The 26,880-nt window shown below is 63.1% G+C and carries 26 protein-coding genes; 4 read left to right on the top strand and 22 right to left on the bottom strand.

Annotation, left to right across the window (positions count from 1 at the left end; translation table 11 throughout):
* Window positions 1–96: 96 nt before the first annotated feature.
* From ntrC to dusB, 3 genes are read right to left on the bottom strand one after another with little or no spacing between them, the layout of a single operon-like run.
* Entirely contained in the window at window positions 97–1,551 is a 1,455-nt protein-coding gene (ntrC, locus tag AU381_RS26850; RefSeq protein WP_012707855.1) for a nitrogen regulation protein NR(I), read from the bottom strand.
* Entirely contained in the window at window positions 1,548–2,702 is a 1,155-nt protein-coding gene (locus AU381_RS26845) for a two-component system sensor histidine kinase NtrB (RefSeq protein WP_064244643.1), read from the bottom strand. The genes ntrC and AU381_RS26845 overlap by 4 nt, the downstream gene beginning before the upstream one ends.
* Window positions 2,699–3,727: a tRNA dihydrouridine synthase DusB gene (dusB, locus tag AU381_RS26840; RefSeq protein ID WP_064244642.1), complete on the bottom strand. Its 1,029-nt coding sequence runs from the start codon at window positions 3,725–3,727 to the stop codon at window positions 2,699–2,701. The genes AU381_RS26845 and dusB overlap by 4 nt, the downstream gene beginning before the upstream one ends.
* A 185-nt stretch (window positions 3,728–3,912) precedes the next feature.
* On the opposite strand from dusB, the gene AU381_RS26835 reads away from it, so the two are divergent.
* Both AU381_RS26835 and AU381_RS26830 read left to right on the top strand, forming a co-directional pair.
* Window positions 3,913–5,124 carry a bifunctional 2-C-methyl-D-erythritol 4-phosphate cytidylyltransferase/2-C-methyl-D-erythritol 2,4-cyclodiphosphate synthase gene (locus tag AU381_RS26835; RefSeq protein ID WP_156528685.1) on the top strand — a complete coding sequence of 404 codons (1,212 nt, stop codon included), beginning with the start codon at window positions 3,913–3,915 and terminating at the stop codon, window positions 5,122–5,124.
* Window positions 5,124–5,621 carry a CinA family protein gene (locus AU381_RS26830; RefSeq protein ID WP_064244641.1) on the top strand — a complete coding sequence of 166 codons (498 nt, stop codon included), beginning with the start codon at window positions 5,124–5,126 and terminating at the stop codon, window positions 5,619–5,621. Before AU381_RS26835 ends, AU381_RS26830 begins: the two co-directional genes overlap by 1 nt.
* On the opposite strand, the gene AU381_RS26825 is transcribed toward AU381_RS26830, so the two are convergent.
* The 17 genes from AU381_RS26825 to tpiA form a co-directional block, all read right to left on the bottom strand.
* Entirely contained in the window at window positions 5,609–6,058 is a 450-nt protein-coding gene (locus tag AU381_RS26825; RefSeq protein ID WP_064244640.1) for a type II toxin-antitoxin system RatA family toxin, read from the bottom strand. The two genes, AU381_RS26830 and AU381_RS26825, sit on opposite strands and share 13 nt — an antisense overlap.
* A gap of 166 nt (window positions 6,059–6,224) precedes the next feature.
* Window positions 6,225–7,424 carry an NAD-dependent formate dehydrogenase gene (locus tag AU381_RS26820; protein WP_064244639.1) on the bottom strand — a complete coding sequence of 400 codons (1,200 nt, stop codon included), beginning with the start codon at window positions 7,422–7,424 and terminating at the stop codon, window positions 6,225–6,227.
* 351 nt (window positions 7,425–7,775) lie between these two features.
* A complete protein-coding gene (gene lipA, locus AU381_RS26815) occupies window positions 7,776–8,744 on the bottom strand; it encodes a lipoyl synthase (protein WP_064244638.1) in 969 nt (322 codons plus the stop codon).
* Window positions 8,745–8,876: 132 nt separating this feature from the next.
* On the bottom strand, window positions 8,877–9,128 hold the full coding sequence (locus tag AU381_RS26810; RefSeq protein WP_064244637.1) for a GlsB/YeaQ/YmgE family stress response membrane protein: 252 nt from the start codon (window positions 9,126–9,128) through the stop codon (window positions 8,877–8,879).
* A 72-nt stretch (window positions 9,129–9,200) separates the two neighbouring features.
* Complete coding sequence (gene lpdA / locus AU381_RS26805) at window positions 9,201–10,646, bottom strand: dihydrolipoyl dehydrogenase (protein ID WP_064244636.1); 1,446 nt, start codon at window positions 10,644–10,646, stop codon at window positions 9,201–9,203.
* Window positions 10,647–10,664: 18 nt separating this feature from the next.
* Window positions 10,665–11,246, bottom strand: coding sequence for a GNAT family N-acetyltransferase (locus AU381_RS26800; protein WP_064244635.1), 582 nt, complete (start codon window positions 11,244–11,246; stop codon window positions 10,665–10,667).
* Window positions 11,247–11,248: 2 nt separating this feature from the next.
* The gene (locus AU381_RS26795; RefSeq protein WP_064244634.1) at window positions 11,249–11,890 is read right to left on the bottom strand and encodes an SGNH/GDSL hydrolase family protein; all 642 of its coding nucleotides are present in this window, start codon (window positions 11,888–11,890) and stop codon (window positions 11,249–11,251) included.
* A 113-nt stretch (window positions 11,891–12,003) separates the two neighbouring features.
* Window positions 12,004–13,347, bottom strand: coding sequence for a pyruvate dehydrogenase complex dihydrolipoamide acetyltransferase (locus AU381_RS26790; protein WP_064244633.1), 1,344 nt, complete (start codon window positions 13,345–13,347; stop codon window positions 12,004–12,006).
* 14 nt (window positions 13,348–13,361) lie between these two features.
* Entirely contained in the window at window positions 13,362–14,735 is a 1,374-nt protein-coding gene (locus AU381_RS26785; RefSeq protein ID WP_064244632.1) for a pyruvate dehydrogenase complex E1 component subunit beta, read from the bottom strand.
* A gap of 17 nt (window positions 14,736–14,752) precedes the next feature.
* Window positions 14,753–15,799: a pyruvate dehydrogenase (acetyl-transferring) E1 component subunit alpha gene (gene pdhA / locus AU381_RS26780; RefSeq protein WP_064244631.1), complete on the bottom strand. Its 1,047-nt coding sequence runs from the start codon at window positions 15,797–15,799 to the stop codon at window positions 14,753–14,755.
* Window positions 15,800–15,936: 137 nt separating this feature from the next.
* Complete coding sequence (locus tag AU381_RS26775) at window positions 15,937–16,257, bottom strand: FtsB family cell division protein (protein ID WP_064244630.1); 321 nt, start codon at window positions 16,255–16,257, stop codon at window positions 15,937–15,939.
* Window positions 16,258–16,547: 290 nt separating this feature from the next.
* On the bottom strand, window positions 16,548–17,822 hold the full coding sequence (gene eno, locus AU381_RS26770) for a phosphopyruvate hydratase (protein ID WP_037423149.1): 1,275 nt from the start codon (window positions 17,820–17,822) through the stop codon (window positions 16,548–16,550).
* Window positions 17,823–17,966: 144 nt separating this feature from the next.
* Complete coding sequence (kdsA, locus tag AU381_RS26765; protein WP_064244629.1) at window positions 17,967–18,806, bottom strand: 3-deoxy-8-phosphooctulonate synthase; 840 nt, start codon at window positions 18,804–18,806, stop codon at window positions 17,967–17,969.
* 3 nt (window positions 18,807–18,809) lie between these two features.
* Window positions 18,810–19,697: a VOC family protein gene (locus AU381_RS26760; RefSeq protein WP_064244628.1), complete on the bottom strand. Its 888-nt coding sequence runs from the start codon at window positions 19,695–19,697 to the stop codon at window positions 18,810–18,812.
* Between the two features lie 265 nt (window positions 19,698–19,962).
* Window positions 19,963–21,600 carry a CTP synthase gene (locus AU381_RS26755; RefSeq protein WP_162273474.1) on the bottom strand — a complete coding sequence of 546 codons (1,638 nt, stop codon included), beginning with the start codon at window positions 21,598–21,600 and terminating at the stop codon, window positions 19,963–19,965.
* A 139-nt stretch (window positions 21,601–21,739) separates the two neighbouring features.
* The gene (gene secG / locus AU381_RS26750) at window positions 21,740–22,225 is read right to left on the bottom strand and encodes a preprotein translocase subunit SecG (protein WP_064244626.1); all 486 of its coding nucleotides are present in this window, start codon (window positions 22,223–22,225) and stop codon (window positions 21,740–21,742) included.
* A 134-nt stretch (window positions 22,226–22,359) separates the two neighbouring features.
* Complete coding sequence (gene tpiA / locus AU381_RS26745; RefSeq protein ID WP_064244625.1) at window positions 22,360–23,130, bottom strand: triose-phosphate isomerase; 771 nt, start codon at window positions 23,128–23,130, stop codon at window positions 22,360–22,362.
* Window positions 23,131–23,291: 161 nt separating this feature from the next.
* On the opposite strand from tpiA, the gene AU381_RS26740 reads away from it, so the two are divergent.
* Both AU381_RS26740 and AU381_RS26735 read left to right on the top strand, forming a co-directional pair.
* A complete protein-coding gene (locus tag AU381_RS26740; RefSeq protein ID WP_064244624.1) occupies window positions 23,292–23,912 on the top strand; it encodes a cytochrome b in 621 nt (206 codons plus the stop codon).
* A gap of 3 nt (window positions 23,913–23,915) precedes the next feature.
* Window positions 23,916–24,503 carry a YceI family protein gene (locus AU381_RS26735; RefSeq protein ID WP_064244623.1) on the top strand — a complete coding sequence of 196 codons (588 nt, stop codon included), beginning with the start codon at window positions 23,916–23,918 and terminating at the stop codon, window positions 24,501–24,503.
* A 5-nt stretch (window positions 24,504–24,508) separates the two neighbouring features.
* Here AU381_RS26735 and AU381_RS26730 read toward each other — a convergent pair whose 3' ends face one another.
* Entirely contained in the window at window positions 24,509–25,831 is a 1,323-nt protein-coding gene (locus AU381_RS26730; protein WP_064244622.1) for an FAD-binding oxidoreductase, read from the bottom strand.
* A 28-nt stretch (window positions 25,832–25,859) separates the two neighbouring features.
* Window positions 25,860–26,780, bottom strand: a complete 921-nt coding sequence (locus tag AU381_RS26725) for an alpha/beta hydrolase (protein WP_064244788.1) — start codon at window positions 26,778–26,780, stop codon at window positions 25,860–25,862.
* Window positions 26,781–26,880 lie beyond the last annotated feature (100 nt).

Below are 26,880 nucleotides of genomic sequence, written 5' to 3'. Positions count from 1 at the left end.
ACACGAGCCGCCATTGCCCAGGTGCAGAGCGAATCGACACCCTTCAGCCCTTCAAGCAACGTATTGTGGCGAAAATGCAACGGTGTTGCAAAGCAGTCAAGCGGTGCGTGAGCTCCGATAGACCGAGACGCCCAGCTCCCGGATCTTCTTGCGCAGCGTATTGCGATTGAGCCCGAGGAGATCGGCGGCCTTGATCTGGTTGCCGCGCGTCGCAGTCAGGGCGGCGAGGATCAACGGATATTCCATTTCCGCAAGCACGCGGTCGTAAAGGCCCGTCGGCGGCAACGCCTCGCCGAAGCTTGCGAAATACTGCCGCATGTTCTCCTCGACCGCCTGGGAGATCGACATCGAGCCCGGACGCGCCGCGGCCTTGTCGATCGGGCTGTCCGGCACCTCGGACCGCAGCTCGTTTTCGATGATCTCGCGGGTGATCACGTCCTGTGGATAAAGTGCGGTCAGGCGCCGCACGAGGTTTTCGAGCTCGCGAACATTGCCGGGCCACGGATGCGCCTTCATCAGTTCCAGCGCCTCCTGGTCGAAGCGCTTGACGTCGAGCCCCTCCTTTTCGGCCTGCTGGACGAAATGCCGAACGAGATCGGGAATATCCTCGGCGCGGTCCCGGAGCGGCGGCAGGCGCAGCGGCACGACGTTCAGGCGATAATAGAGGTCCTCGCGGAAAAGGCCCTGATTGATCGACTGTTTCAGGTCCTTGTTCGTCGCGGCGACGATGCGCACGTCGGAGCGGATCGGCGTGCGCCCACCGACGGTCGTGTATTCGCCCTGCTGCAGGACGCGCAGGAGCCGCGTCTGCGCATCCATCGGCATGTCGCCGATTTCGTCGAGGAAGAGCGTTCCGCCTTCGGCCTGTTCGAAGCGGCCGGTGGAGCGCGTCTGGGCGCCGGTGAACGCCCCCTTCTCGTGACCGAACAATTCCGATTCGATGAGATCGCGCGGGATCGCCGCCATGTTGATCGCGACAAACGGGCCGTTTCTGCGCTTGCCGTAGTCGTGCAGGGCGCGCGCGACTAGTTCCTTGCCGGTTCCCGACTCGCCGGTGATCATCAGCGTCAGGTCGGTCTGCATCAACCGGGCGAGCACGCGATAGATTTCCTGCATGGCGGCGGAGCGGCCGACGAGCGGCATGCCGTCCTGCGAGTCGTCGTCCAGCTTCGACGGGCGGCGTTTTGGCTCGGCAAGCGCCCGGCCGATGATGCCGATCAGCTCGGTCAGATCGAAGGGTTTCGGGAGATAGTCATAAGCGCCCTTCTCCGAAGCCTTGATGGCGGTCATGAAGGTGTTCTGCGCGCTCATCACCAGCACCGGCAGGTCGGGTCGCGCCTTCTTGATCCGCGGCAGCAGGTCGAAGGCATTCTCATCCGGCATCACCACATCGGTGACGACCAGGTCGCCATCGCCGGCGGCGATCCAGCGCCAGAGCGTCGCCGCATTGGATGTGATGCGCACATCGTATCCGGCACGACTCAAGGCCTGGTTGAGCACGGTGCGAATGGCTGCGTCGTCATCCGCGACGAGGATCGTGGCGCCGGTCATGCATTGGTTCCTTTTGTCATCGGAGTTGCGTCGTCCACCGCGCGCCCCTTGGAGGCCGGCATCAGAACGCGAAAGGTCGTGCGGCTGTGTTGGCTGTCGCATTCGACGATGCCGCCATGGCCGCCTATGATCTTGGCCACCAGCGCCAGCCCGAGACCGGAGCCGTTCGTCTTCGTCGTGATGAACGGGTCGAAGAGATGCGGCAGCAGGTCGGACGGCACGCCCGGTCCATTGTCGTGAACACAAAATTCGAGCGGCAGCGAGATCTTTTCGCGGGTTCCCGCCACCGAAAGACGAATGCCCGGCCGATAGGCGGTCGTCAGCATGATCTCGCCTTCGGGACGATCGCCGATCGCCTCGGCGGCGTTCTTGACCAGATTGAGGAACACCTGCACGAGCTGGTCGCGGTTGGCATAGACCGGCGGGAGCGACGGGTCGTAGTTTTCGGAGATCTTGATGCTGCGGGCAAAGCCCGCCTTGGCGATCGCCTTCACGTGGTCGAGGACCGAATGGATATTCAGCGGCACGCGATCGACCGGCCGCTCGTCCGAAAACACCTCCATGCGATCGACGAGGGAGACTATGCGGTCGGTCTCGTCGCAGATCAGCCGCGTGAGCGCCCGGTCTTCGTCATTGACCGACGTCTCAAGCAGCTGCGCCGCGCCCCTGATGCCGGATAGCGGATTCTTGATCTCGTGGGCGAGCATTGAGGCAAGCCCGGTCACCGAGCGCGCGGCAGCCCGATGGGTGAGCTGCCGATCGATCTTGTCGGCCATCGAGCGTTCCTGAAAGACGATCACCACGGATCCCGGCTGAGAGAGCACCGGCGCCACGTAAAGGTCGACGAGCTTGTCGGCACCAAGGCGCGGCGAGCTCAGATCGACGCGGTATTCATTGACAGGTGCGCGCCGCTCGCGCACCTGCTCGATGAGCGTCAGGAGCGGGCTGCCAAAGGGAATGAAGGCGCTGATATCGTGACGGGCGAGATGGTTGGCGCTGGCCCCGAAGAAGGACTCCGCTTCCCAATTGGCGAAAGCGACATGGCCGTTCTCGTCGACGAGGATGACGGGGTTCTGTATGGCGTTCAGCACCGCCATCGAGAGGTCGTTCGCGGCTTCTGCCGGCTCCGGAACCATCGCCTTTTCGGTCATGCCGCCATCTCCCTCCTCACCGGTTCCAGGCCGGAGCGAGCAATCGCAGCCGCGACCCGATCGCTCACCAGTTTCACATCCTTGGACGTCAGGATCTCCGCCTTTTCCGCGGCAGCGAGGTCCGGCGCGAATCGCTCAAGATACCAGCCGACATGCTTGCGGGCATGGCGAAGACCGATCTCCGACCCGTAAAAGTCGAGCATCATCGCGTAGTGTTCGACGAATATCGCCCCGATCCCGGCTGCGTCCGGTCGGCTTACGGCACTGGCCAGCACGCCCGCATGCCAGGGCCGCCCCTGGCATGAGCGGCCTACCATGACGGCGTCGGCGCCGGAGCGGCGCAGGATCTCCATGGCGTCGTCGATCGTGTCGACGTCGCCATTGGCGATCAGCGGGATGGAGATCTCGTCGCGAACGGCCCGAATCGCATCCCAATCTGCCTTGCCGCTATAGAATTGCATGCGCGTGCGGCCGTGAATGGTGATCGCCCGGACGCCCGCCGCCTCGGCCTGCCGCGCGATCAGCGGCGCATTGATCGAATTCTCGTCCCAGCCGAGCCGCATCTTCAGCGTTACCGGTACCCGGACGGCCTTGACCGTTGCCTCGATCAGCGACAGGGCATGATCGGGATCGCGCATCAGCGCCGAGCCGGAATAGCCGCCGGTGACCTTCTTTGCCGGGCAGCCCATATTGATATCGATGATGTCGGCGCCGTTGGCTTCGACGATCCTGGCCGCCTCGGCCATCCAGTGCGGCTCGCGGCCGGCGAGTTGGACGATGTGGGGATCAATCCCGGAGTTCTTCAGCCGGGCCCAGGATTCCGCCGCGTTGCAGACCAGTTCGCGGCTTGCGACCATTTCGGTCACGACGAACCCTGCACCGAAGCGCCAGGCGAGCATGCGGAAAGGCAAGTCGGTAACGCCGGACATCGGCGCGAGCGCCACCCGATTGCGGATTTCAACATTCCCGATCCGGAGCGACGATGACAGGGCCGATGGTGGCAAATGCATATCTTTCAGGCACATGTAAGTCTTGCACTATTTTTAGCCATAGTTCTTCGGCTTGCCAAGCGATTTCCACGCGCCCGACAAAATTCCTTGAAGCGCCTCGACGCACAGTTTTGGGCGACACGCATGGATGGCTGGCAATGGCGGAATCTTCGCGGTACATGACGGCGAAGATTGGCGAATTGCGGGAACCCATACAGAAGATGCAGCCGGAAGAACAGTTCTCCTGTGGCGTCGTCGTCGTTGCAGCCGGCCGCGGCGAGCGCGCCGGTCAATCGGCGGAGGGGCCGAAGCAGTACCGCACGATCGGCGATCGCCCCGTTATCGCGCACACACTTGACGTTTTCGCGACATGGGCGAACACAGGACCGGTCGTGGTCGTCATCCATCCCGACGACGAACAGCTTCTCGCCGCGGCCCTCAAGCGCATGTCCCGCCCGGTCGCTGTATCGGTCGTTCACGGTGGCGCGACGCGGCAGCTCTCGGTGCTTGCCGGCCTCGAAGCGCTCGCCAAGACCGGCGTCCGATACGCGATGATCCAGGACGCCGTGCGCCCGTTCGTAGACCATGCCCTGCTCGACCGTTGCCGTGCGGCGCTCGACGGCGGAGCCGACGCGGTGCTTCCCGCAACCGCCGTCGCCGACACGCTGAAACGGGCGACCGGCGGCCGCGTCGAGGAAACGGTGCCGCGAACCGGCCTCTACGCAGCCCAAACGCCGCAATGCTTCCGTCTCGAAGCAATCCTCGCCGCCCACCGCGCTGCAAGCGCCAGCGGCCGAAGCGACTTTACCGACGACGCATCCATTGCCGAATGGGCCGGCATCCCGGTCGTCCTCGTCGAAGGCTCGCCGGACAACGTCAAGCTCACTCTTCAGAGGGATATATCGATGGCCGATGAGAGGCTGACCCGTCACGCAATCCCGGACGTGCGCACCGGCAACGGCTATGATGTGCACCAGCTCGTCGAGGGCGATGGCGTCACGCTTTGCGGCGTGTTCATACCGCATGACCGTAAGCTTTCCGGCCATTCCGATGCGGATGTCGCCTTGCATGCCTTGACCGACGCGCTGCTCGCCACCTGCGGCGCCGGCGACATCGGCGACCACTTCCCGCCTTCGGATCCGCAGTGGAAGGGGGCAGCCTCGCGGATTTTCCTCGAGCATGCGGCGCGGATCGTGCGCGAGCATGGCGGCACGATCACCAATGCGGATATCTCGCTGATCGCGGAAGCCCCGAAGGTCGGTCCGCACCGCCAGCAGATGCGCGAAAATCTTGCCGCCATGCTCGACATCGCGCTCGACCGCTGCTCGGTCAAGGCGACGACCAACGAAAAGCTCGGCTTCGTCGGTCGCCGGGAAGGCATCGCGGCAATCGCCACGGCAACGGTCGTCTATACGCCAGGGACCGAAGCCTGATGTGGCCGGCCGACATCGAAGCGACGGCGCGGGCCATCATTGCCGATTTCACCGCGCGCGGGCTGAAGGTCGCCACCGCCGAATCCTGCACCGGCGGCCTGATCGCCGCTGCATTGACAGAGATTGCCGGCTCGTCCTCCGTCGTCGACCGCGGCTTCGTCACCTATTCCAACGAGGCGAAAATCGAAATGCTCGGCGTTGAAGCCGCGACGCTCGCGGCCCATGGCGCTGTGTCGCGCGAGACGGCTGCGGAAATGGCGAAGGGCGCCCTCGCCCGCTCCGGTGCCGATCTCGCGATTGCGGTCACGGGCATTGCGGGGCCAAGCGGCGGCTCGGCCGAGAAGCCGGTCGGGCTTGTCCATCTCGCTGCGGCGGGGCGGCGAGGAAAGTTCGTTCATCGTGAGATGCGCTATGGCGATATCGGCCGGGATGCGGTGCGGCTGGCAACGGTGAGAACGGCCCTCGGTCTCCTCGGCGAAATCTCTCAGGAGCCGTAGATCACGTCGGCGCGTTTCTCGAAGGCCTCCGAAAACATGCGGAAGGCGCGGTCGAACATCGAGCCCATCAGGGCGCCCAGTATGCGGCTCTTGAACTCGTATTCGATGTAGAAATGGACGATCGACTGGCTGTCGTTCATGGGCTCGAACCGCCAGACATTGTCGAGGTACTTGAACGGTCCCTCGATATAGTTGACCTCGATCAGCCGCTCCGCCCTCTTCAAAAGGACCTGTGTCGTGAACGTCTCGCGGATCGCCTTGTAACCCACCGTCATGTCGGCAAGCAGCAGCACCTTGCCGTCGCGTTCCTTGCGCGAGCGCACGCTCAGCGCCTCGCAAAGCGGCAGAAATTCCGGATAGCGCTCGACATCGGCAACGAGGTTGAACATCTCTTCGGCCGAATGCTTGACGACGTGGTTGGTTTCGAAATGCGGCATAATTTGGAGTTAAGGCCGCGGCGCGAGAAGATCAAGGAGGAGGCGCATCTGTGCCTTCGAATTTGATATGGCTGGGTCCGACGAGTGGCTCGTCCCCTGCTTTGCCGTACATCCTGTACGATACTCGGCGCTCGCTGTGCCCCGACGAAAATCTGCCCCGGCCGTTCTAGCCCTTGAAACGTGCCGCCTCCTCGGACCCGCGCGTCGCATCTCCCGCGCTGTAGGAGTGTGCGCCGGCACCCGCTAGCTTACCGCCTGCGACAATCAGATATTCCTCGCGGATCGGCCGGCCTTCGAACCAGCATTCCAGAATCTCTCGCGTACCGGCAGCATAGCGAGCCTGGGCGGATAGCGACGAACCCGAAATATGCGGGGTCATGCCGTGGTTGGGCATCGACCTCCAGGGATGGTCCTTGGGCGGCGGCTGCGGGAACCATACATCGCCGGCATACCCGGCGAGTTGGCCGCTCTCGAGAGCCCGCGCAATGGCATCGCGATTGCAGATCTTGCCGCGCGCCGTGTTCACCAGATAGGCGCCGCGCTTCATCTTGGCGATCATTGTCTCATCGAAGAGATTTTCCGTCTCCGGATGGAGCGGCGCGTTGATCGTGACGACATCGCAGACGGGCACCATGTCTGCAGCCGTCCGGTGGAACGTAACGCCGAGTTCCTTCTCGACCGTGTCGGGGAGCCGGTGGCGGTCGGTGTAGTGCAGCTTCACATCGAATGGCTTCAGCCGGCGCAACACCGCGCTGCCGATTCGCCCGGCGCCAACCGTGCCGATCTCCATCCCCTCGATGTCATAGGAGCGTGCGACGCAGTCGGCGATATTCCAGCCGCCTTTCACGACCCACTGGTAGGAGGGAATATAGTTCCGCACCAGGCTGAGGATCATCATGACGACATGTTCGGACACGCTGATCGAGTTGCAGTAGGTCACCTCGGCGACGGTCATGCCGCGGTCCATCGCTGCCTGAAGATCGACATGGTCGGAGCCAATCCCCGCGGTGATCGCGAGTTTCAGCTTGCTCGCCTTGGCGATCCGCTCGGCGGTCAGGTAAGCCGGCCAGAAGGGTTGCGAGATCACGATTTCGGCGTCGACGAGTTCCCGTTCGAAGACGCTGTCTGGACCATCCTTGTCCGAGGTCACCACCAGGCTATGCCCCTGCCCTTCGAGAAACGTCCTCAAGCCAAGCTCGCCGGAGACGCTCCCCAGGAGCATGCCCGGCTGAAAATCAATGGCCTTCGGTGTTGGAAGCGCCTGGCCGCCGGGGTAGCGCGCAAGCTTCGGCAGCCCGTCCCGTGCATAGGCTGTGGGATATCCCTCGACCGGATCGTCGTAGAGGACGCAAACGACCTTTGCCATTTCCATCTCCCTTCACTGGAAGCGAAGAGGAAGGCCGGTGCCTTGAAAGCCGGTCAATGCGGACGAACAGCAGGTGATACGCTTGTTGAATTATCTGTTGCCAGCAGGGTCGCCCCGGCGCTCCTACATTCGCAATTTTGTACGATTCTCAAAAAGATGGAGGGGCCGGACACGGTTTCAAGTAGCGCAAATGTCGCATGCGAACCGACATTCGAAGCGCTACAGCAACCGCTGCCCGGTTGATCATTGCGCGGCGGCTTGCGCCAACGCAATACGCTTCGCCGAATGCACACGGAACGCCCATTTGGCGTGTCCACCCCCGGAGCCGCGCCGCCGGCTATGGCTAGCGGACTATTCCGCCGCCGCCAGCTTCTTCTCCCGCGCCGCCCTTAGCCGCGCGAAGTCGTCGCCGGCATGGTGCGACGAGCGTGTCAGCGGGCTCGACGCGACCATCAGGAAGCCCTTGGTGTAGGCGACGGTCTCGTAGGACTTGAACTCCTCGGGTGTGACGAACGTCTCGACCTTGTGGTGCTTGCGGGTCGGCTGCAGGTACTGGCCGATCGTCAGGAAGTCGACGTCGGCGGTGCGCAGGTCGTCCATCAGCTGCAGCACCTCGTTCCGCTCCTCGCCGAGGCCCACCATGATGCCCGACTTGGTGAACATCGTCGGATCGAGTTCCTTCACCCGCTGCAGGAGGCGGATCGAATGGAAATAGCGCGCGCCCGGGCGCACGGTCAGATAGTTCGATGGAACGGTTTCGAGATTGTGGTTGAAGACGTCCGGCTTGGCGGCGACGACGCGCTCCAGAGCGCCGGGCTTTCTCAGGAAGTCCGGCGTCAGGATTTCTATCGTTGTCATAGGCGAGGCCTCGCGGATCGCGAAGATCACCTTCTCGAAATGCTCCGCGCCGCCGTCATCCAGGTCGTCGCGGTCGACGGAGGTGATGACGACGTGGCTCAAGCCCATCTGCTTGACCGCCTTGGCGACATTGGCCGGCTCTTCGAGGTCGAGGGCGTTCGGCTTGCCGGTCGAGACGTTGCAGAAGGCACAGGCGCGCGTACAGATCTCGCCCATGATCATGAAGGTGGCATGCTTCTTGTCCCAACATTCGCCGATATTGGGGCAGCCGGCCTCTTCGCAGACGGTGACGAGCTTGTTGCTCTTCACGATCGAGCGGGTCTCCATATAGCCCTTCGAAGTCGGCGCCTTTACCCGGATCCAGTCCGGCTTGCGCAGCACTTCCGTATCCGGCCGGTGCGCCTTTTCCGGGTGGCGAACGCGTTGAGCCCGATCCGAGACTGCATCGAAAACCGTTACCATCTGTCTTCCTTCATCGCATCGAGCAAGCGGCTGGGGGCCGTTTGGATCTCGATCTATATAAACAGCCGGACATGAAAAGTCAGGCCACCATTTGCATGGCAGCCCGACCGCAATCGGATGGCGGATGTACTTCTATCCTCGGACGGCGCGCCCCGCTGCGATCAGCAGGCAGGCGCCAATGAAACCGATCACCAGATAGGCAACCCAACCCGTATAGGCCATACCGAAGGCCGCCAGGATGAAGTTCAGCACAAGGGCGCCGATGATGCCGAGCACTATGTTGGCGATCAGCCCCATCTGGCTGTTCATGAATTTTTCCGCGAGCCAGCCGGCGAGCCCGCCGATGATGATTGCGGCCAGAAGGCCTACTCCGTTCAAGGTCATGACAACCTCCCCGCATTGATGACACCCTGCAAGCAATGCGTGAGGAGATTGAAAGTTCCAGGATGCGCGTCATCAGGCGTTCAGCACCTTGCCGTAGGCGTCGAGCACGCTTTCCTTCATCATTTCCGAGAGTGTCGGGTGCGGGAAGATCGTGTGCATCAGCTCTTCCTCGGTCGTCTCCAGGTTCATGGCGACGACGAAGCCCTGAATCAGTTCGGTCACCTCCGCACCGACCATGTGAGCACCGAGCAGTTCGCCGGTCTTCTTGTCGAAGATCGTCTTGATCAGGCCCTGGTCTTCGCCGAGCGCGATTGCCTTGCCGTTCGCACCGAAGCTGTAGCGTCCGACACGAATGTCGCGGCCGAGTTCCTTGGCCCTCGCCTCGGTGAGGCCGACGGAGGCAACCTGCGGGTCGCAATAGGTGCAGCCCGGGACCTTGCTTTTGTCAAGCGCATGAACGCCCGGGACGCCAGCGATCTTCTCAATGCAGATGACGCCCTCATGCTCGGCCTTGTGCGCCAGCATCGGCGGGCCGGCGACGTCGCCGATCGCATAGATGCCGGGGACGTTCGTCCTGCCATAACCGTCCGTGACGATGCAGCCCCGGCTGGTCTCTATGCGCAGCGCCTCGAGGCCGAGGTTCTCGATATTGCCCTGGACGCCGATGGCGGAGATCAGCCGATCCGCCTTGATCTGCGTCACCTTGCCGTCCTTCGTCTCGACATGGGCGGTCACGTCGTTGGCGCCCTTGTCCACCTTCGTCACCTTCGCATCGGTGAAGATCTTCATGCCGCGCTTTTCGAGCTGCTTGCGGGCAAAGGCGGAGATCTCCGCATCCTCCACCGGCATGACCTGCGGCAGGAGTTCCACGACCGTGACGTCGACGCCCATGGAGCGGTAGAAGCTCGCGAATTCGATGCCGATCGCACCGGAGCCCATGACGACCATCGACTTCGGCATTTCCTCGGGCTTCATCGCCTCGAAATAGGTCCAGATCAGCTTGCCGTCCGGCTCGATGCCGGGCAGCGCCCGCGGCCGCGCGCCGGTCGCGATGATGATGTGCTTGGCCGTGTAGGTGCCCTCGCCCTTGACGCCCTTCGGAACCGGATTCTGCGGCTGGACGGCGGGCTTCGACGGCGCGCCGACAACAATCTCGCCGGGCTTCGTCAGCTTGGCCTCGCCCCAGATCACGTCGATCTTGTTCTTCTTCATGAGAAAGGCGACACCGCCGTTGAGCCGCGCCGATACGCCGCGCGAGCGGGCGACGACGTCCTTGACGTTGGCGGTCATCTTGCCTTCGAGCGTCAGGCCGTAGTTCTTGGCGTGATTGGCGTGGTCGAGGATCTCGGCGGAGCGCAACAGCGCCTTCGTCGGGATGCAGCCCCAGTTAAGGCAGATGCCGCCCAGATGCTCGCGCTCGACGATCGCCGTCTTCAAGCCCAGTTGCGCCGAGCGGATGGCGGTGACATAGCCGCCCGGGCCCGAACCGATAACGATGACGTCGTAATTCTCAGCCATGTGTTTCCTACCTTTGTTTCAAGCGAGCTTGCGGGTGAAGAGCACCCAATCGTGTTTCCTGCTGTCTTCGAAAAGCGGCACGGCTCTAGCGCGCGCCACCTCTTCGAAGCCCTTCACCCTGTAGAGCGACTGCGCCTTGTCGTTGTGGCTCTCGGTGATCAGGCTCACCGGCGCCTTGCCGGCGCGGGAAAATTCGTTCTCGAGCAGGGCGCGGCCAATCCCCTTGCCGCGATGCGCCGTGTAGACGCCAAGGCTGTCGATAAACCAGTGGCCGACCACCTGCTTCTGCAGCGCAAGCAGGGGCGCAAGCACCGGATGCTTCGGCTCAATCTCACTGATCGACGTGTCGATAGCGTAGGAGATGGCAACCCCGACGATCTCGTCTCCGAGGACCGCAACGACCGCGTCCCTCCACGTTCCCAGGCCACTATCCTGACGCATCCGGTTCCGGCCGTGTTCGAAAGCGGTTTCCGCCGATTTGCTCAAGACGCCGCCGTACCACAGCCAGGAGGCAAAGCCGTGCGAGGCGATATCGACGAGGATCGCCAGTTCCGCCGCCTCGCTTCGCATTGCCGGTCTCAAGGTCGCGCCAGCCGCCATCGTCAAAGCCCGAGCATCATCCGGACGACCGGCTCCACGCCCCGGCCGATCGCTCGGGTATTCTCGGCGTCGAGATGAACCCCGTCGAGCGGCGTCGTCCGGGCGACCGAGCCGGCGTCGAAGAAGCCGCAGTCGAGCTCGTCGGCGAGATCGCGATAGAGCGAAGCCAGCATTGCCGACTGCTCGACGCCGCCGGCAAACATGGCGGAGAAGGCGCCGTTGGCGGTTTCGCAAAGCGGCGGCGGCGAGATGACGAGGATATCCGGCCCCTCCTCGGTCTCCACGGGCCAGTCATGCCGCCGGACCAGACGAACGAGACGCTCGATGCCCTTGACGGCGCCGAAGGCCGTGCCGTGGATTATCGGCTTCATGTCGTTCGAGCCGAGCATGAAGATGATGAGGTCGAGCGGCGCATGGCTGTGCAGCACGGTCGGCAGGACACGCGCGCCATTGCGGTCGCAATCGGCGAGGTGGTCGTCATAAGCCGTGGTGCGGCCGTTCAGCCCCTCGGCGATGACGTTCACACTGGAACCGAGCGCTTTCTGAAGCAAGGTCGGCCAGCGATCTTCGAGCGCGTGGCGACCCGGGCCCTCCGCGTCATAGCCCCAGGTCAGACTGTCACCGTAGCAAAGGACTGTCTTCATCTGCCTACTCGCATTTGATGCATGTCGCCCTAAAGTGTGCAGCGGTTTTGGGGCAACGACATGCACAAGACGTCAGGAAAGGACGGACCGGCAGGATGCCGGTCCGGATCGCATCACACCAGCATGCCCATCGGGTTTTCGATGTAGCGCTTGAAGGCGCCAAGCAGTTCGGCGCCGAGCGCGCCATCGACGCAGCGATGGTCGGTCGAGAGCGTTACGGTCATCATGTTGGCGATGACCATCTCCTTGTTCTTGACGATGACGCGCTCCTCGCCGGCACCGACCGCGAGGATCGTGGCATGCGGCGGGTTGACGACGGCGGCAAAGTCCTTGACGCCCATCATGCCCATGTTGGAAACCGCGGTGGTGCCGCCCTGGTATTCCTCCGGCTTCAGCTTGCGCTCCTTGGCGCGCTTGCCGAGATCCTTCATCTCGTTGGAGATGGCGGACAGGCTCTTCAACTCCGCCTGGCGGACGATCGGCGTGATCAGGCCGCCCGGGATCGACACGGCAACGCCGACATCGGCGTGCTTGTGCTTGACCATGTTGCTGTCGGTCCAGGAGACGTTTGCGTCCGGGACGTCACGCAGCGCCAGCGCCAGCGCCTTGATCACCATGTCGTTGACCGAGAGCTTGTAGACCGGCTTGCCGTCCTTCTCGGGCGCAGCCGTATTGAGCTGGGCACGCAGCGCCAGCAGCGCATCGAGCTGGCAATCGACGGAGACGTAGAAGTGCGGGATCGTCTGCTTCGATTCCTGCAGCCGCTTGGCAATCGTCTTGCGCATGCCGTCATGCGGGACGAGCTCGTAGGAGCCCGGCTCGAAGAGCTTGAGAACGGCGTCCTCTGACATGCCCTTGGCAAGCGGTGCAGCGGCCGGTGCTTGAGCGGCAGCCGGTGCTGCGGCCGGCTTGGCGGCGCCGCCCGACACGGCAGTCTCCACATCCTTCTTGACGACGCGACCATAGGGGCCGGAACCGGCAATTGCGGAGAGGTCGATGCCTGCTTCCTTGGCAAGACGCCGCGCCAACGGCGACGAGAAGACGCGCTTTGCGTCACCAGCGGCCGGTGCCGGCGCTGCCGATGCGACCGGCGCAGCTGGGGCTGCGGCCGGCGCAGGTGCTGCGGCAGGCGCTGCCGGAGCAGGTGCTTCCGCTTTCGCAGCCGGTTCCGGCGCCGCAGCGCCATTACCCTTGGCGGCCGTTGTGACGTCCTCGCCGTCAGCGGCCAAGACCGCGATCAACGCATTGACCTTGACGCCTTCGGTGCCGGCCGGAACGACGATCCTGGCGACGGTGCCTTCATCGACGGCTTCGACTTCCATCGTCGCCTTGTCGGTCTCGATCTCGGCGATGACGTCGCCGGACTTGACCTTGTCGCCTTCCTTGACAAGCCACTTGGCGAGGTTGCCTTCTTCCATCGTCGGCGAGAGGGCAGGCATAGTGATGTTGATTGGCATCGAACGTCCCTCTCTTACTTGTAGCAGACGGCTTTCACCGCATCGACAACCTCGGCGACGCTCGGCAGGGCGAGCTTTTCAAGATTGGCCGCATAGGGCATCGGCACGTCCTTGCCGGCGACCGTCAGGATCGGCGCATCGAGATAGTCGAAGGCCTGCTGCATGACGCGGGTGGCGATCTCGGTTCCGACCGAGGACTGCGGGTAGCCTTCCTCGACGGTGACAAGGCGACCGGTCTTCTTGACGGATTCGATGACGGTCGGCAGGTCCATCGGGCGGATGGTGCGAAGGTCGATGATTTCGACATCGATGCCCTTTGCCTCGAGCTCGGCCGCGGCCTTGACCGCATAGGTCATGCCGATGCCGAAGGAGACGATCGTCGCGTCCTTGCCGACGCGATGAATGCGGGCCTTGCCGATCGGCAGTACGAAATCGTCGAGCTTCGGCACTGCGAAGGACTGGCCGTAGAGAATTTCGTTTTCGAGGAAAATCACCGGATTCGGATCGCGGATGGCGGCCTTCAGCAGGCCCTTGGCGTCCGCTGCCGTGTAAGGCATCACGACCTTCAGGCCAGGAATGTGGCTGTACCAGGCGGCATAGCACTGCGAGTGCTGGGCGGCGACACGAGCCGCCGCACCGCTCGGGCCGCGGAAGACGATCGGCGCGCCCATCTGGCCGCCGGACATGTAAAGCGTCTTGGCGGCCGAGTTGATGATATGGTCGATCGCCTGCATGGCGAAGTTGAAGGTCATGAACTCGACGATCGGGCGCAGGCCGGTCATCGCCGCACCGACGCCGATGCCGGCAAAGCCATGCTCGGTGATCGGCGTGTCGACCACCCGGCGCGGGCCGAATTCCTGAAGCAACCCTTGGGTGATCTTGTAGGCGCCCTGGTATTCGGCGACCTCCTCGCCCATGACGAAGACGTCGTCATTGGCGCGCATCTCTTCGGCCATCGCGTCGCGCAGCGCTTCGCGAACCGTGATCGTGACCATTTCGGTCCCGGCCGGGATCGCCGGATCGGACGGAACTTCCGCCTTCGGCTGGGCCGCGACAGGGGCCGGGGCCGGTGCAGCCGCTGGAGCCTCAACCGCTGCCGGCTTCGGCGCTTCCGCCTTGGCGGTGGCGATATCACCGGCGGCATCGCCGTCCTGGAGCAGCACGGCAATCGGCGTATTGACCTTGACGCCTTCGGTGCCGGCGGCAATCAGCAGCTTGCCGATCGTGCCCTCGTCGACGGCTTCGACTTCCATCGTCGCCTTGTCGGTCTCGATCTCGGCGATGACGTCACCGGAGGCCACCTTGTCGCCCTCGTTCTTCAGCCACTTGGAGAGCGTGCCTTCCTCCATCGTCGGGGAAAGGGCAGGCATGAGAATTTCTACTGGCATATTCGTCCCTCCCCGGATCAAAGCAGGATGTCGGTGTAGAGCTCGGATACATCCGGCTCCGGATCAGACTGGGCAAAATCGGCGCTGTCCGCAACGATATCGCGAACGTCCTTGTCGACCTGCTTCAGTTCGTCCTCGCTCGCCCAGCCCTTTTCCATCAGGCGGGCCTTCACCTGCTCGATCGGATCATGCTCCGAGCGCATCTTCTGCACTTCATCCTTCGAGCGATACTTCGCCGGGTCGGACATCGAGTGGCCACGGTAGCGGTAGGTCAACATTTCGAGGATGATCGGGCCCTTGCCGGAGCGGCAATGTTCGACGGCCTCGTCGGCTGCCGCCTTGACGGCGCGAACATCCATGCCGTCGACCTGATAGCCCGGAATGCCGAAGGAGGCGCCGCGCTGCGAGAAATCGGTCTGCGCCGAGGCGCGCGACACCGAGGTGCCCATCGCGTAACGGTTGTTTTCGACAATGTAGATCACCGGCAGTTTCCACAGAGCTGCCATGTTGAAGCTCTCGTAGACCTGGCCCTGGTTGGCGGCGCCGTCACCGAAATAGGCGAGGCTGACATTGTCGTTGCCGCGATACCTGTTGGCAAAGGCGAGGCCGGTGCCGAGCGATACCTGCGCGCCGACGATGCCATGGCCGCCGTAGAAATGCTTCTCCTTGGAGAACATGTGCATCGAGCCGCCCTTCCCCTTGGAAAGGCCGCCGCGGCGACCGGTGAGTTCGGCCATCACGCCCCGGGCGCTCATGCCGCAGGCCAGCATATGGCCGTGATCGCGATAACCGGTGATGACCTGATCGCCCTCTTTCAGCGCCAGCTGCATGCCGACGACGACAGCTTCCTGGCCGATATATAGATGACAGAAGCCGCCAATGAAGCCCATGCCGTAGAGCTGGCCGGCCTTCTCCTCGAAACGCCGGATCAGCAGCATCTCGCGGTAGGCCTTCAGTTCATCTTCCTTGGAGAATTCGGCGATCGTGCCGCCGGTGAAGTCCTTCTTGGCCGGCTTGGCAGCGGTCTTGCGGCTGGAGACGGACGCGGTTTTTCGCGGAGCCATTCATTCCTCCCAATGGTTAGCCTTTGGTGGGCTACCATAGGGAAAGAAGAGCGCCTCAGCAATGCCATATTTGCATGGCTATCATTCGGCGTAACGCCATGATTTCGAAGCGATATTCTTGATTAACTGAATTTCAGTTAATTCGACGCGCGATGAAAAATGACGATCTCATCGCTGCGCGACATGTTGAGCGCGAGGCGAGCCTTCTCATCCAGCATGTCTCTTTCCAACGAACCGTCACTCATCAGCTGAACCTCCTTTTCCAGGATTTGCCGCCTCTGAGTGAGGTCGTCCAGCCGTGCCTGCCGCTCGGCGATCTGGCGGTCAAACTCCTCCGTCGCCCTCAAGCCGTAACCGCCATGGATCGAATGATAGCCGAAGTATGAAAGAAAGGCGACCGCGATCACCGGCACTACCAGCCGCCCGAGTCTCCGCTTCTTGTGATGCCGTGTCCACATCGTCAATGCCCTGCTACGCAATACCAAGGCAGACTAGCGTCGATTGATTAACCGACCGTTGACCATGAATGGCAAGGAAAAGTGAAAACCCGCCAGCCGTGGGGCGGGCGGGTTGGATCGTCGGTTTGCGATGTGCCGCATGGCTGGCGGAGAAATTGCCCCTCACCCTAGCCCTCTGCCGCAGGCGGGGAGAGGGGACGTGGGCGGCGCGGCATATCCCTTCTCCCGCAAGCGGGGAGAAGGTCGCGGCAGCGGGATGAGGGGCCGCGCGGTAGCCAGACGTCTTTTGCTTAGCCGCGCAGGATGGAACGACCCGCATAGGCCGCCTGAAGACCGAGCTGCTCCTCGATGCGGATCAGCTGGTTGTACTTGGCAAGCCGGTCGGAACGGGCCAGCGAGCCGGTCTTGATCTGGCCGCAATTGGTGGCAACCGCGAGATCGGCAATCGTCGAATCCTCGGTCTCGCCGGAACGGTGCGACATGACGGCGGTGTAGCGCGCCTTGTGCGCCGTCTCGACGGCGTCGAGCGTCTCGGACAGCGAACCGATCTGGTTGACCTTGACGAGGATCGAGTTGGCAACGCCCATCTTGATGCCGTCGCGCAGCCGTGCCGAGTTGGTGACGAACAGGTCGTCTCCGACGAGCTGGCACTTGTTGCCGATGAGGTCGGTCAGCGCCTTCCAGCCGTCCCAGTCGTCTTCGGCCATGCCGTCTTCGATCGAGATGATCGGGTACTTGGCGGCAAGCTCGGCGAGGTACTCGGCCATTGCGCCCGGCTCGAGCGTACGGCCTTCGCCTTCGAGGACGTATTTGCCGTCCTTGAAGAATTCCGTCGAGGCGCAGTCGAGTGCGACGTACATGTCTTCGCCCGGCTTGTAGCCGGCCTTCTCGATCGACTTCATGATGAAGTCGAGCGCCGCCGGCGCCGAGGCAAGACCCGGTGCGAAGCCGCCTTCGTCGCCGACATTGGTGTTGTGGCCTTCGGCGGCAAGCTGCTTCTTCAGCGTGTGGAAGACTTCCGAGCCCATGCGGACGGCGTCCTTCAGCGTCTCGGCGCCAACCGGCATGATCATGAATTCCTGGAAGTCGATCGGGTTGTCGGCATGCGCGCCGCCATTGATGATGTTCATCATCGGCACCGGCAGGAGATGCGCGTTCGGGCCGCCGACATAGCGGTAGAGCGGCAGGCCGGCAGCTTCCGCGGCGGCCTTGGCGACGGCGAGCGACACGCCGAGAATGGCGTTGGCGCCGAGGCGCGACTTGTTCGACGTGCCGTCGAGCTCGATCATGGTCTTGTCGATCTGGATCTGGTTCTCGGCATCGAGACCGCCGATCGCTTCGAAGATCTCGCCGTTGACCGCGTCGACGGCGCGCTCGACGCCCTTGCCGAGATAGCGGGTCCCGCCGTCACGCAGTTCGACCGCCTCATGCGCACCGGTGGAAGCGCCCGAGGGAACTGCGGCGCGGCCGAAACTGCCGTCTTCGAGATGGACATCGACCTCGACGGTCGGATTGCCGCGGCTGTCGAGGATCTCGCGGCCGATGATGTCGATGATTGCAGTCATGATCTCTTCCCTGCTTGTGGACGATGATGATGGTGGGCCTGTCTTAATTCATGGCCCTGAAATTACAATGGCGCGCGGCGCCGGAAGGATGGAGGACCATCGCCCGTCATGAAAATTTCACGCGGGCGACACCGGTCCATACACTCAAGCCTTGGCGATCGCGTCGAAGGCAAGCAGCTTTTCGAGAAGCCGCGGCATGTCCTTGAGCGGCACCATGTTCGGACCGTCGGAGGGGGCGTTGTCCGGATCCTCGTGCGTCTCGATGAAGACGCCGGCGACCCCCACCGCAACGGCCGCCCGCGCCAGCGTCTCGACGAACTCGCGCTGACCGCCCGAGGAACCACCCTGCCCGCCCGGCTGCTGCACCGAATGGGTCGCGTCGAAGACCACGGGCGCTCCGAGCGCCGCCATGATCGGCAGCGAGCGCATGTCGGAAACCAGCGTGTTATAGCCGAAGGACGCGCCGCGCTCACAGAGAAGGACGTTCGGATTGCCGCTCATCGTGAACTTGGCAAGCACGTTCTTCATGTCCCAGGGCGCGAGGAACTGGCCCTTCTTGACGTTGATCGCGCGCCCGGTCTTTGCGGCGGCAACCAGCAGGTCCGTCTGGCGCGACAGGAAGGCCGGGATTTGCAGGATATCGACGGTCTCGGCGACCTCTGCGCACTGTTCTTCCGTGTGGATGTCAGTCAGCACCGGAAAGCCGAATTCGCGCTTGAGATCGGCAAAGATCTCCATCGCCTTTTCAAGGCCGATGCCGCGCTTGCCGGAAAGCGAGGTGCGGTTCGCCTTGTCGAATGAGGATTTGTAGACGAGGCCGAGGCCGAGCGACTTGCACAATTCGGTAAGCTCGCCGGCAATCACGAAGGCATGTTCGCGGCTTTCCATCTGGCAGGGGCCGGCGATCAGGGTCAGCCGCTCCTTCTGCGAGAACACCACCTGGCCGGCACCCTCGCCGACGACGACCCTTGCATTGGTTTCCATTCGTCACACTCCAAACGCGAAGATCACCCCCTGCCCCGGCGCTTCCGGGACAATGAGGCGTCCGCCCATTTCTGCAAATTCGATATCGTTCTGCGCGAACAGCGCCCGCGTCGCCTCGAGATCGGCGACGCGGAACACCACGGCACGGCCGCGCAAGCCACGCTCCGTAGCGCTGACCGACCGGCCGTAGAAGGCCTGGATGCCTGCGGGGTTCAACACCGACAGCTTGGCGCTGCCGGCCCGGATGTCCATGCCGAAGGAATGAGCCGAGACTTCGCGCTCGTCGACGGCCTCCTGCAGCAGATACTGGAAGTCCGTCGGATTGGGCTCCGAGAGAACCACTTCGGCGATACCGATCACACCATTCTCGTGATTGGTGAGCGCGCTGCCGACCGGCAATGCGCGGATCCGCTGGCAAGTGAACAGGAAGAAGTCCGGCGCCCGCAGGTCGGCTGCAAAGGCCAGCCTGAACGAGCCGAGCCCTTCGCGTCCGTCCGGCAGACGCATGGGCCGGGAGAATTCCAGCATCTCGCCGCCAGAGATGCCGCAGGACCGGTAGCGGATGTGATCGGTGGCCGCATCCGGCGTGCCGAGCACGATTGCCGACAGGCCTTCGGGGCCCTGCCGAAAACGGAACGCATGATCACGCGCGACAAAGGCATTGCCGGCAAGGGCAGCAGCCTCGCAATCCTCGCGGGAGGCAATGGCGAGCGGCTCCAGATAGGTATCGTCCGAAAAGAAGGCGCAGGCGTTTTCAGTGCCGAAGGGATGGCGCGCATCCTCGGCGATGGTGAAGCCGAGATCGCCCAGGCGCCGCCTTGCCCGCGCGAGATCGGCCACCGGCAGCACGAGATGGTCGAGCGGGCGGGCGGTGCGCGTTGGCAGGTTCATGGTGGTTTCCCTGATGACCGGTTTGCCGCTGTTTGCAACTTTTGACCGACGATTGCAAGCGCGGCGGTCGTAGGGCGGCGATCAACGCTGATGAGTATCACTCAAGCGGTTGGCGAGCAGACAGGGAGCGTGCGTCTTGCCAATCTCCCCCCTTGTGGCCCCTTGTGGGGGAGATCGGCAAGGCTCACGCTCCCGCCTACTCTCGCCGCCGCATCAGAAGACCGCGGCGCAGCTGAGTGGTAACGGACCCGCGCCGTCTCCCCGACTACACCAGCCGCGACTGTTCCAGCGCCGCTTCAACGAAGCTTGCGAACAAGGGGTGCGGCTCAAGCGGCCGCGACTTCAGTTCCGGATGGTACTGAACGCCGATGAACCAGGGATGGTCGTTGTATTCCACCGTCTCCGGCAGCACACCGTCCGGCGACATGCCGGAGAACACCAGGCCGCAGGACTCCAGCCGATCCTTGTAGTCGACATTGACTTCGTAACGGTGGCGATGGCGCTCGGAGATGTCGGTCGACCCGTAGATCTCGGCAATCTTGGTGGTCGGCTTGAGGGCTGCACGATAGGCGCCGAGGCGCATGGTGCCGCCGAGATCGCCAGAGGCGGAGCGCTTCTCGAGCTCGTTGCCCTTGACCCACTCTGTCATCAGGCCGACGACCGGCTCCTTGGTGGGGCCGAACTCGGTCGAGGATGCCTTCTCGATGCCGGCGAGGTTGCGGGCGGCTTCAACGACTGCCATCTGCATGCCGAAGCAGATGCCGAAATAGGGCACCTTACGTTCGCGGGCAAAGCGCGCTGCGTTGATCTTGCCTTCCGATCCGCGCTCGCCGAAGCCGCCGGGAACGAGAATGCCGTGGACCTTCTCGAGATAGGGCGCCGGGTCTTCCTTCTCGAAGACCTCCGATTCGATCCACTCGAGCTTGACCTTGACGCGGTTGGCGATGCCGCCGTGATAGAGCGCCTCGATCAGCGACTTATAGGCGTCCTTGAGGCCGGTATACTTGCCGACGATCGCGATCGTGACCTCGCCCTCGGGCGTCCGGATCCGGTGCGCCACATTCTCCCAGGCTTCCATGCGCGGCTTCGGTGCCGGCTCGATGCCGAAGGCGGCGAGCACCTCGTTGTCGAGGCCTTCCTTGTGATAGGCGATCGGCACATCGTAGATCGATGCCACGTCGAGCGCCTGGATAACCGCGGACTGCCGGACATTGCAGAAGAGCGACAGCTTGCGGCGCTCCGCTTCCGGAATTTCGCGGTCGGCGCGCACGAGCAGAATGTCGGGATGGATGCCGAGCGCCTGCAGTTCCTTGACCGAATGCTGGGTCGGTTTAGTCTTCAGTTCGCCCGCCGCCGGAATATAGGGCATCAGCGTCAGGTGGACATAAACGGCGGTGCCGCGCGGCAGGTCGTTGCCGAGCTGGCGGATCGCCTCCATGAAGGGCATCGCCTCGATATCGCCGACGGTGCCGCCGATCTCGCAGATGACGAAATCATAGTCGTCATTGCCGTCGGTGACGAAGTTCTTGATTTCGTTGGTGACGTGCGGGATCACCTGAACCGTCGCGCCGAGATAGTCGCCGCGCCGCTCCTTGTCGATGATGTTCTTGTAGATCCGGCCCGTGGTGATGTTGTCGGTCTTCGTCGCCGACCGGCCGGTGAAGCGTTCGTAGTGGCCGAGATCGAGGTCGGTTTCCGCCCCGTCGTCGGTGACGAACACCTCGCCATGCTGCGTCGGGCTCATGGTGCCCGGATCGACGTTGAGGTAGGGGTCGAGCTTGCGCAGCCTCACGCGGTAGCCACGCGCCTGCAGCAGCGCTCCAAGAGCGGCCGCAGCGATGCCTTTTCCGAGGGAGGAGACCACGCCGCCAGTGATGAATACATATCGCGCCATGGGAGTCACCGGATACCTTTTCACAAACGATTCCGCCACCGAAAAAATTCGTCTTCCCGAATTTTTCCGTTTCGCGTCGCGGCAGATTTCACACAAAACAAAACCGGCGGATGAAACATCCGCCGGCGGGTTCTTCGGAACTTCGGCCTTACTGGCCGCTCGGAACTTGCGATCCGGTATTGCCGTTGGCACCCGGGGCCGGAGCTGCCGGGGCGGGAGCCGCGGGCGCAGCACCTGCCGGCACCTGGGGAGCAGCCGCACCGCCAGCCGGAGCAGCGTTGTCGGCACCGTTTCCGGCCGCCGGCGCCTGCGGGTTGCCACCAGCCGGCGCCGTCTGGCCGCCACCGAGCGAATCCAGCACGCCGCCGCTCGAGCTGGTGCCCGGAATACGCTCGAGAATGTCGGTGGCCTGCGGCTCGTAACGCGCCAGGATACCCATCGCGAGTGCCAGGGCGAAGAACAGGAAGGCGAGAACCGCCGTCGTGCGGGTCAGGGCATTGGCCGTGCCGCGGGCGGACATGAAGCCCGAACCGCCGCCGATGCCGAGACCGCCACCTTCTGAACGCTGAATGAGAACGACGCCGATCAGGGCGACGACGACCATGAGATAGATGACGAGGAGTACGGTCTGCATCAGCTTCCAGTCCTGCCCTCTGCGGGGCATTCGAATCGAACGATCGCGGCCACAGAGCGGACCGCGCGCAAATTTCGCGCCTCTTTATACCAAGCAGACGGCCATTCCAAGCCCCCGCCAGCCCCACGCGGCGATCACGCAGTCAATTCTTCATAGGCCCTGTAGATGGCGAGGAAGTCTTCCGCTTTCAAGCTGGCGCCGCCGATCAGTGCGCCGTCCACGTTGGCGACGCCCATCAATTCCTTCGCATTGGAAGGCTTGACGGAGCCGCCGTAGAGGATGCGCATCTTGCCGCCCTCGGCACCTAAGCGCGAGACAAGTTCCGCGCGCATGAAGGCATGCGCCTCCTCCACGTCTCCCACGGTCGGAGTCAGGCCCGTGCCGATCGCCCAGACCGGCTCATAGGCGATGACGGTGCTCTCAGCCGTCGCGCCATCCGGCAGGCTTTCGGCGAGCTGGCGCTTCAGGACGTCGAGCGTCTTGCCGCTCTTGCGCTCTTCTTCGGTCTCACCGATGCAGACGATGGCGACGAGCCCGGCCGCATGCACGGCTTCAGTCTTTGCCCTTACCAGCGCATCGGTCTCGGCATGATCGGTGCGGCGTTCGGAATGGCCGACGATGACATGGGTGCCGAAGCAATCGGCGATCATCTCGGCGGAAATATCGCCGGTGTGGGCGCCCGACTGCTTCTGATGGCAGTTCTGAGCGCCGATCATCAGCGGGCTGTCGTCGCAAAGCGCCGTTGCAACATAAAGCAGCGTCGCCGGCGGGCAGATCAGCGTCTCGACCTTGGCGGACAGTTCACCCTTGACGCCCTCGGCCATTGCCTTGATCTGGTCCAGCGATCCACGCGTACCATTCATCTTCCAGTTGCCGGCAACAAGCGGGCGGATATCGGGCGTCATGAAACTTCCTCCGGGATCAGGGCCTCTCGGGCAAGCGGCCTAGCAAATCGGTCGGGCAAATGAAAGCACCCGCACGCAGATTCCGGGCGCCAACGTTCCGAATAAAACCGCGGTTTGGGGCGTCTCACGTCAACGGAAAGACCAGTTGGTCCAGTCACCCAATGCTGCGCAATGGCGAGAATGGCTTCGGAACGATAACGATCGTGCTGCACTGGACGATCGCGCTGCTGATCCTCGGCCTGATGCTGATCGGATTTGTCATGCGGCGCATCGAGATCGATCCTGCTCTGCAGTTTTCGCTCTATCAGTGGCACAAGTCGCTCGGCTTCACCGCATTGGGGCTCGCGGCCCTGAGAGCGATCTGGTGGCTGGCAGACCGAACCCCGCGGCCCGTGCCAGGCCTCCGCCCATTCGAAAATTTCGCGGCGCGCGAAACGCACGGCATATTGATCATCCTTGGACTTATCACGCCGCTGGCCGGCTGGGCCGTCGCCTCCGCCTCGACGTTGAACATGCCGAGCTTCTACTTCAACATCATCGTCATACCGCATCTGCCGTTGTCGCAATCCGAGAGCTCGGAAGCATTCTGGGCCATCACGCACGCGTTTCTCGCCTATGTCATGCTTGCCCTTGTGGCCATACACGCGGCAGCGGCGCTCTACCATCATTTCGTCCGAGGCGATGAAGTGCTGATCCGCATGCTGCGCTCCCGCCTGGGCTCGAGCGATGTGGGGGCGGTCGATGGTCGAGAAGCCGATAATGCCGCTGCTGGAAGGAAATGATCCATGATTGGTCGTCGCAACCTCGCCCTGACGGCACTCTCCGCATTGATGACTATTGCTCTACCGGCGCGCGCACAGGCGCCGTCGCTTGCGGATGCGGCCGGCAGCTACAGTATCTCCAGTTCCTCGCGCATCCATTTCACTGTTGGGCAGACGGGCGGCGGCGGCGGCATCGCCGGCAACTTCGCAAAGTTTTCCGGAAAGTTCCGAATAGATGGCGGCAATGTCGCGCACTCGTCGGTGGAGTTCACGCTCTTTCCGGATAGTGTCAGGGCGAGAGAGCGCCGCATCGAGAATTTTCTGCGTTCCAGCGCGGTCTTCGACACAGCCAACTTTCGGACGGTGACCTTCCGTTCGACCAGCGTGACACAGACCGGGCCCGATCGGGCAACCGTCGAGGGTGCGATGACTGCGCGCGGCAAGACACGCAAGGAACGCTTTGCCGTCACCCTGACCGATTGGGACAGGCGTTCGATCTCCTTCACCATCCGCGGCAGCATCCGCCGCGCACCCTATGGCATGGACGTCGGCACGCCCATTTATTCCAACGTGGTCGAGTTCGACATGGACATCAAAGGACTGAGGCGCTGAAGCGCTCAAGTCGTGAGAGCGAGCGCGGTGCGTCTCCAGAACTCCGAAACCATGGCCGGATCGCGCAATACTTCCAGTTTTCGCCACGACGGGAAGGACGCCTCGAAGACATCGCGGCTCATGCGGAAGTCCTTGCTCGGGTTCACCGCACCGCCGACTTCGACGACGATGCGGTCGAGAGCCTCGAACAATTTAACGGTTGCTTCGCCTTGATTGGCGAAGTCCAAAGTCAGGGAAAAGCCCGGCCGGGGGAAGGACAGAAGTCCCCGCCCCGGAGCGTCTCCGAAACGGTGCAGGGCCGTCAGGAAGGACGCGTGGCCATGTTTTCGCGCGGTCTCCATGAGCCGGACCGTGGTCTCCTTGGCATTCTCGGCCGGATAGACGCTTTGGTGCTGACAAGGGCCCTGGCGTCCGTAGAGCCGGTGCCAGGCACCGAGCCGGTCGAGCGGATGGAAGTGGGACGTCCATTTCTCCGTCGAAACGGTTTCCTGCGGCGCTTCCCTGCGAAAGCGGTACTCGTTGAATGCCTTCAGCGTGAGGGAATTCAACGTGCTGAGCGGCAAAGACCACGGCAATGAGAGCTTCAGTCCCTTAGGAATATCCGGATATTCGCAGGATGCATCGGCGTGATCGGCGGCAAAGAGTATCCCCCTGCCCGCCCGCCGGCCGGTCGCGAGCTGATCGATCCAGGCGACGGAATATTCGTGCTCTTCGCCAACGCGATCGACGAGCGCGAAATACTCGTCGATATTTTCGAAGCGAATCGCGTGCTGTTGGACGTGCGGCGACGGAACTTTCATCAGCCGCAGTTCGACATCGAGGATCAATCCGGTCAGGCCCATGCCGCCGATCGTGGCGGCGAAGAGCTCGGCGTTCTCCCTGGCAGAGCAGATCAAGCGTTCGCCGTTCGAGCGCAGCAGCGTCAGGCGTCGGACGTGACTGCCGAAGGAGCCGCGGGCAGGATGATTCCTGCCGTGGACGTCATTGGCGACGGCGCCGCCGACCGTGACGAAGCCCGTGCTCGGCGTTACCGGCAGGAAGAAGCGATGCGGTATCGCCCTGAGGAGAAGGTCGACGAGCGTGGCGCCGGCTTCGCAGCGGATCACTCCGGTCCCCGGATCGAAGGCCAGGATGCGGCCGTGTCTCGCGCTGTCGATCAGCGTGCCGCGATCATTGCGGCAGACGTCGCCATAACTCAGGCCATTGCCAAAGGGCAGGTACGCCTTGGGCGCGACCGTCCCGAGCCGATCCTCATAGTCGTCCGGCGAGATGGCGCCTTGGGGCCGCTTCTCCATCCACCACCGGCTTTCGAACTTGTCGATGCTCATTCCAGGTTCCAACGACGACCGCGAGAGCTCAGCGATCAAGAATCCAGTTCAACGCATCCCGCCAGTCGGTCATGCGCACCGGCGTTCCGTGCGAGCCGGTCTCGAACAGCACGAGGCGAGCGGGATAGTTCTTGTTCTTCAGGGAGCGATAGAGCGCAACCTGTGCTTCGGCCGGATAAACGCTGTCACGGCTGCCATGGCTGAAGAGCATCGGCAGCCTTGCCTTGTAAGCGGCGCTCTTGCGAAACTCCGGATCCGCGACCCCGCCCATCACCATCATGCCGCTGAGCATCGCGGTCGCCTTCTGATCGCGCGAGACGCCCCAACAGATGAAGCTGCCCATGGAGGCGCAGGACAGCACCACCGGCCGGCTCGCGGATCGCTCCGCGGCAAAGCGGATCAGCGCCGCGACATCAGCCACGCCTGCCGCATCGAAGGAGCGCACGCTCGGCGCATAGTAAGTGCCGCCATTGCCGACCGCCAGGTTCTTGAGGCGGTTGAAATTACCGCCGAAGGAAAAGTCGTTGGCTCCGAGGCGTCGGTCACCGCCGCGTCCATGGATGAAGATCACCGTGAAGGCAGCGCCGCGGCCGGGACCGACGCGCGTGACGTCGAGAGAACGGCCGCCAAGGTCCAGCGTCTCGTTTACCTGCCTACTCTTTACGCCAAGCGACACATAGCTCCGCTTGACGCGTCGCTCCGGTATCTGGTCGCGCCCGTTGATGTCCCTGAGTTCCTGATAGTCGACGACACGGAAATCGCCGCCATCCTCCTCCCGCAGGACTCCGGGGTAGCCGAACAAGGCATCCTTGTAGGGCTGCAACGGCTCGGCTTCTGCCGAAGCGACAACGCTTGAAAAAAGCACCGGGGCTAGCAGGCACCGGACTGCGAAAACAATTGTGGACATAGACACCCGATGGGCTCCCTCGTTCGGCATATGCCTTGCCATCGGCACCATCACTACGCAACACTGAGGCCGCAAATTCGCCTTTTGTTCGCGCTTTCGGCAAGACTCTGGCAGAATTCGGGTGATTCGCGCCGCAAGGGAT

Source organism: Sinorhizobium glycinis, from assembly GCF_001651865.1.
Lineage (GTDB): Bacteria > Pseudomonadota > Alphaproteobacteria > Rhizobiales > Rhizobiaceae > Sinorhizobium > Sinorhizobium glycinis.
The sequence above is the reverse complement of the archived record's forward strand: the minus strand, read 5'-3'. Positions and strand labels throughout refer to the sequence as shown.

Bases quoted from the DNA above. Each gene is read 5' to 3' on its own strand.
- tpiA (WP_064244625.1), bottom strand. From the start codon at position 23,130: ATGACGCCCGATATCCGCCCGCTTGTTGCCGGCAACTGGAAGATGAAT.
- AU381_RS26725 (WP_064244788.1), bottom strand. From the start codon at position 26,780: ATGGCAAGGCATATGCCGAACGAGGGAGCCCATCGGGTGTCTATGTCC.
- AU381_RS26730 (WP_064244622.1), bottom strand. From the start codon at position 25,831: ATGAGCATCGACAAGTTCGAAAGCCGGTGGTGGATGGAGAAGCGGCCC.
- AU381_RS26735 (WP_064244623.1), top strand. From the start codon at position 23,916: ATGATTGGTCGTCGCAACCTCGCCCTGACGGCACTCTCCGCATTGATG.
- ntrC (WP_012707855.1), bottom strand. From the start codon at position 1,551: ATGACCGGCGCCACGATCCTCGTCGCGGATGACGACGCAGCCATTCGC.
- AU381_RS26740 (WP_064244624.1), top strand. From the start codon at position 23,292: ATGCTGCGCAATGGCGAGAATGGCTTCGGAACGATAACGATCGTGCTG.
- AU381_RS26830 (WP_064244641.1), top strand. From the start codon at position 5,124: ATGTGGCCGGCCGACATCGAAGCGACGGCGCGGGCCATCATTGCCGAT.
- lipA (WP_064244638.1), bottom strand. From the start codon at position 8,744: ATGGTAACGGTTTTCGATGCAGTCTCGGATCGGGCTCAACGCGTTCGC.
- AU381_RS26800 (WP_064244635.1), bottom strand. From the start codon at position 11,246: ATGGCGGCTGGCGCGACCTTGAGACCGGCAATGCGAAGCGAGGCGGCG.
- AU381_RS26820 (WP_064244639.1), bottom strand. From the start codon at position 7,424: ATGGCAAAGGTCGTTTGCGTCCTCTACGACGATCCGGTCGAGGGATAT.
- AU381_RS26785 (WP_064244632.1), bottom strand. From the start codon at position 14,735: ATGCCAGTAGAAATTCTCATGCCTGCCCTTTCCCCGACGATGGAGGAA.
- AU381_RS26775 (WP_064244630.1), bottom strand. From the start codon at position 16,257: ATGTGGACACGGCATCACAAGAAGCGGAGACTCGGGCGGCTGGTAGTG.
- AU381_RS26845 (WP_064244643.1), bottom strand. From the start codon at position 2,702: ATGACCGAAAAGGCGATGGTTCCGGAGCCGGCAGAAGCCGCGAACGAC.
- pdhA (WP_064244631.1), bottom strand. From the start codon at position 15,799: ATGGCTCCGCGAAAAACCGCGTCCGTCTCCAGCCGCAAGACCGCTGCC.
- secG (WP_064244626.1), bottom strand. From the start codon at position 22,225: ATGCAGACCGTACTCCTCGTCATCTATCTCATGGTCGTCGTCGCCCTG.
- AU381_RS26810 (WP_064244637.1), bottom strand. From the start codon at position 9,128: ATGACCTTGAACGGAGTAGGCCTTCTGGCCGCAATCATCATCGGCGGG.
- eno (WP_037423149.1), bottom strand. From the start codon at position 17,822: ATGACTGCAATCATCGACATCATCGGCCGCGAGATCCTCGACAGCCGC.
- kdsA (WP_064244629.1), bottom strand. From the start codon at position 18,806: ATGGAAACCAATGCAAGGGTCGTCGTCGGCGAGGGTGCCGGCCAGGTG.
- lpdA (WP_064244636.1), bottom strand. From the start codon at position 10,646: ATGGCTGAGAATTACGACGTCATCGTTATCGGTTCGGGCCCGGGCGGC.
- AU381_RS26795 (WP_064244634.1), bottom strand. From the start codon at position 11,890: ATGAAGACAGTCCTTTGCTACGGTGACAGTCTGACCTGGGGCTATGAC.
- dusB (WP_064244642.1), bottom strand. From the start codon at position 3,727: ATGTGCCTGAAAGATATGCATTTGCCACCATCGGCCCTGTCATCGTCG.
- AU381_RS26760 (WP_064244628.1), bottom strand. From the start codon at position 19,697: ATGAACCTGCCAACGCGCACCGCCCGCCCGCTCGACCATCTCGTGCTG.
- AU381_RS26835 (WP_156528685.1), top strand. From the start codon at position 3,913: ATGCAGCCGGAAGAACAGTTCTCCTGTGGCGTCGTCGTCGTTGCAGCC.
- AU381_RS26790 (WP_064244633.1), bottom strand. From the start codon at position 13,347: ATGCCAATCAACATCACTATGCCTGCCCTCTCGCCGACGATGGAAGAA.
- AU381_RS26825 (WP_064244640.1), bottom strand. From the start codon at position 6,058: ATGCCGCATTTCGAAACCAACCACGTCGTCAAGCATTCGGCCGAAGAG.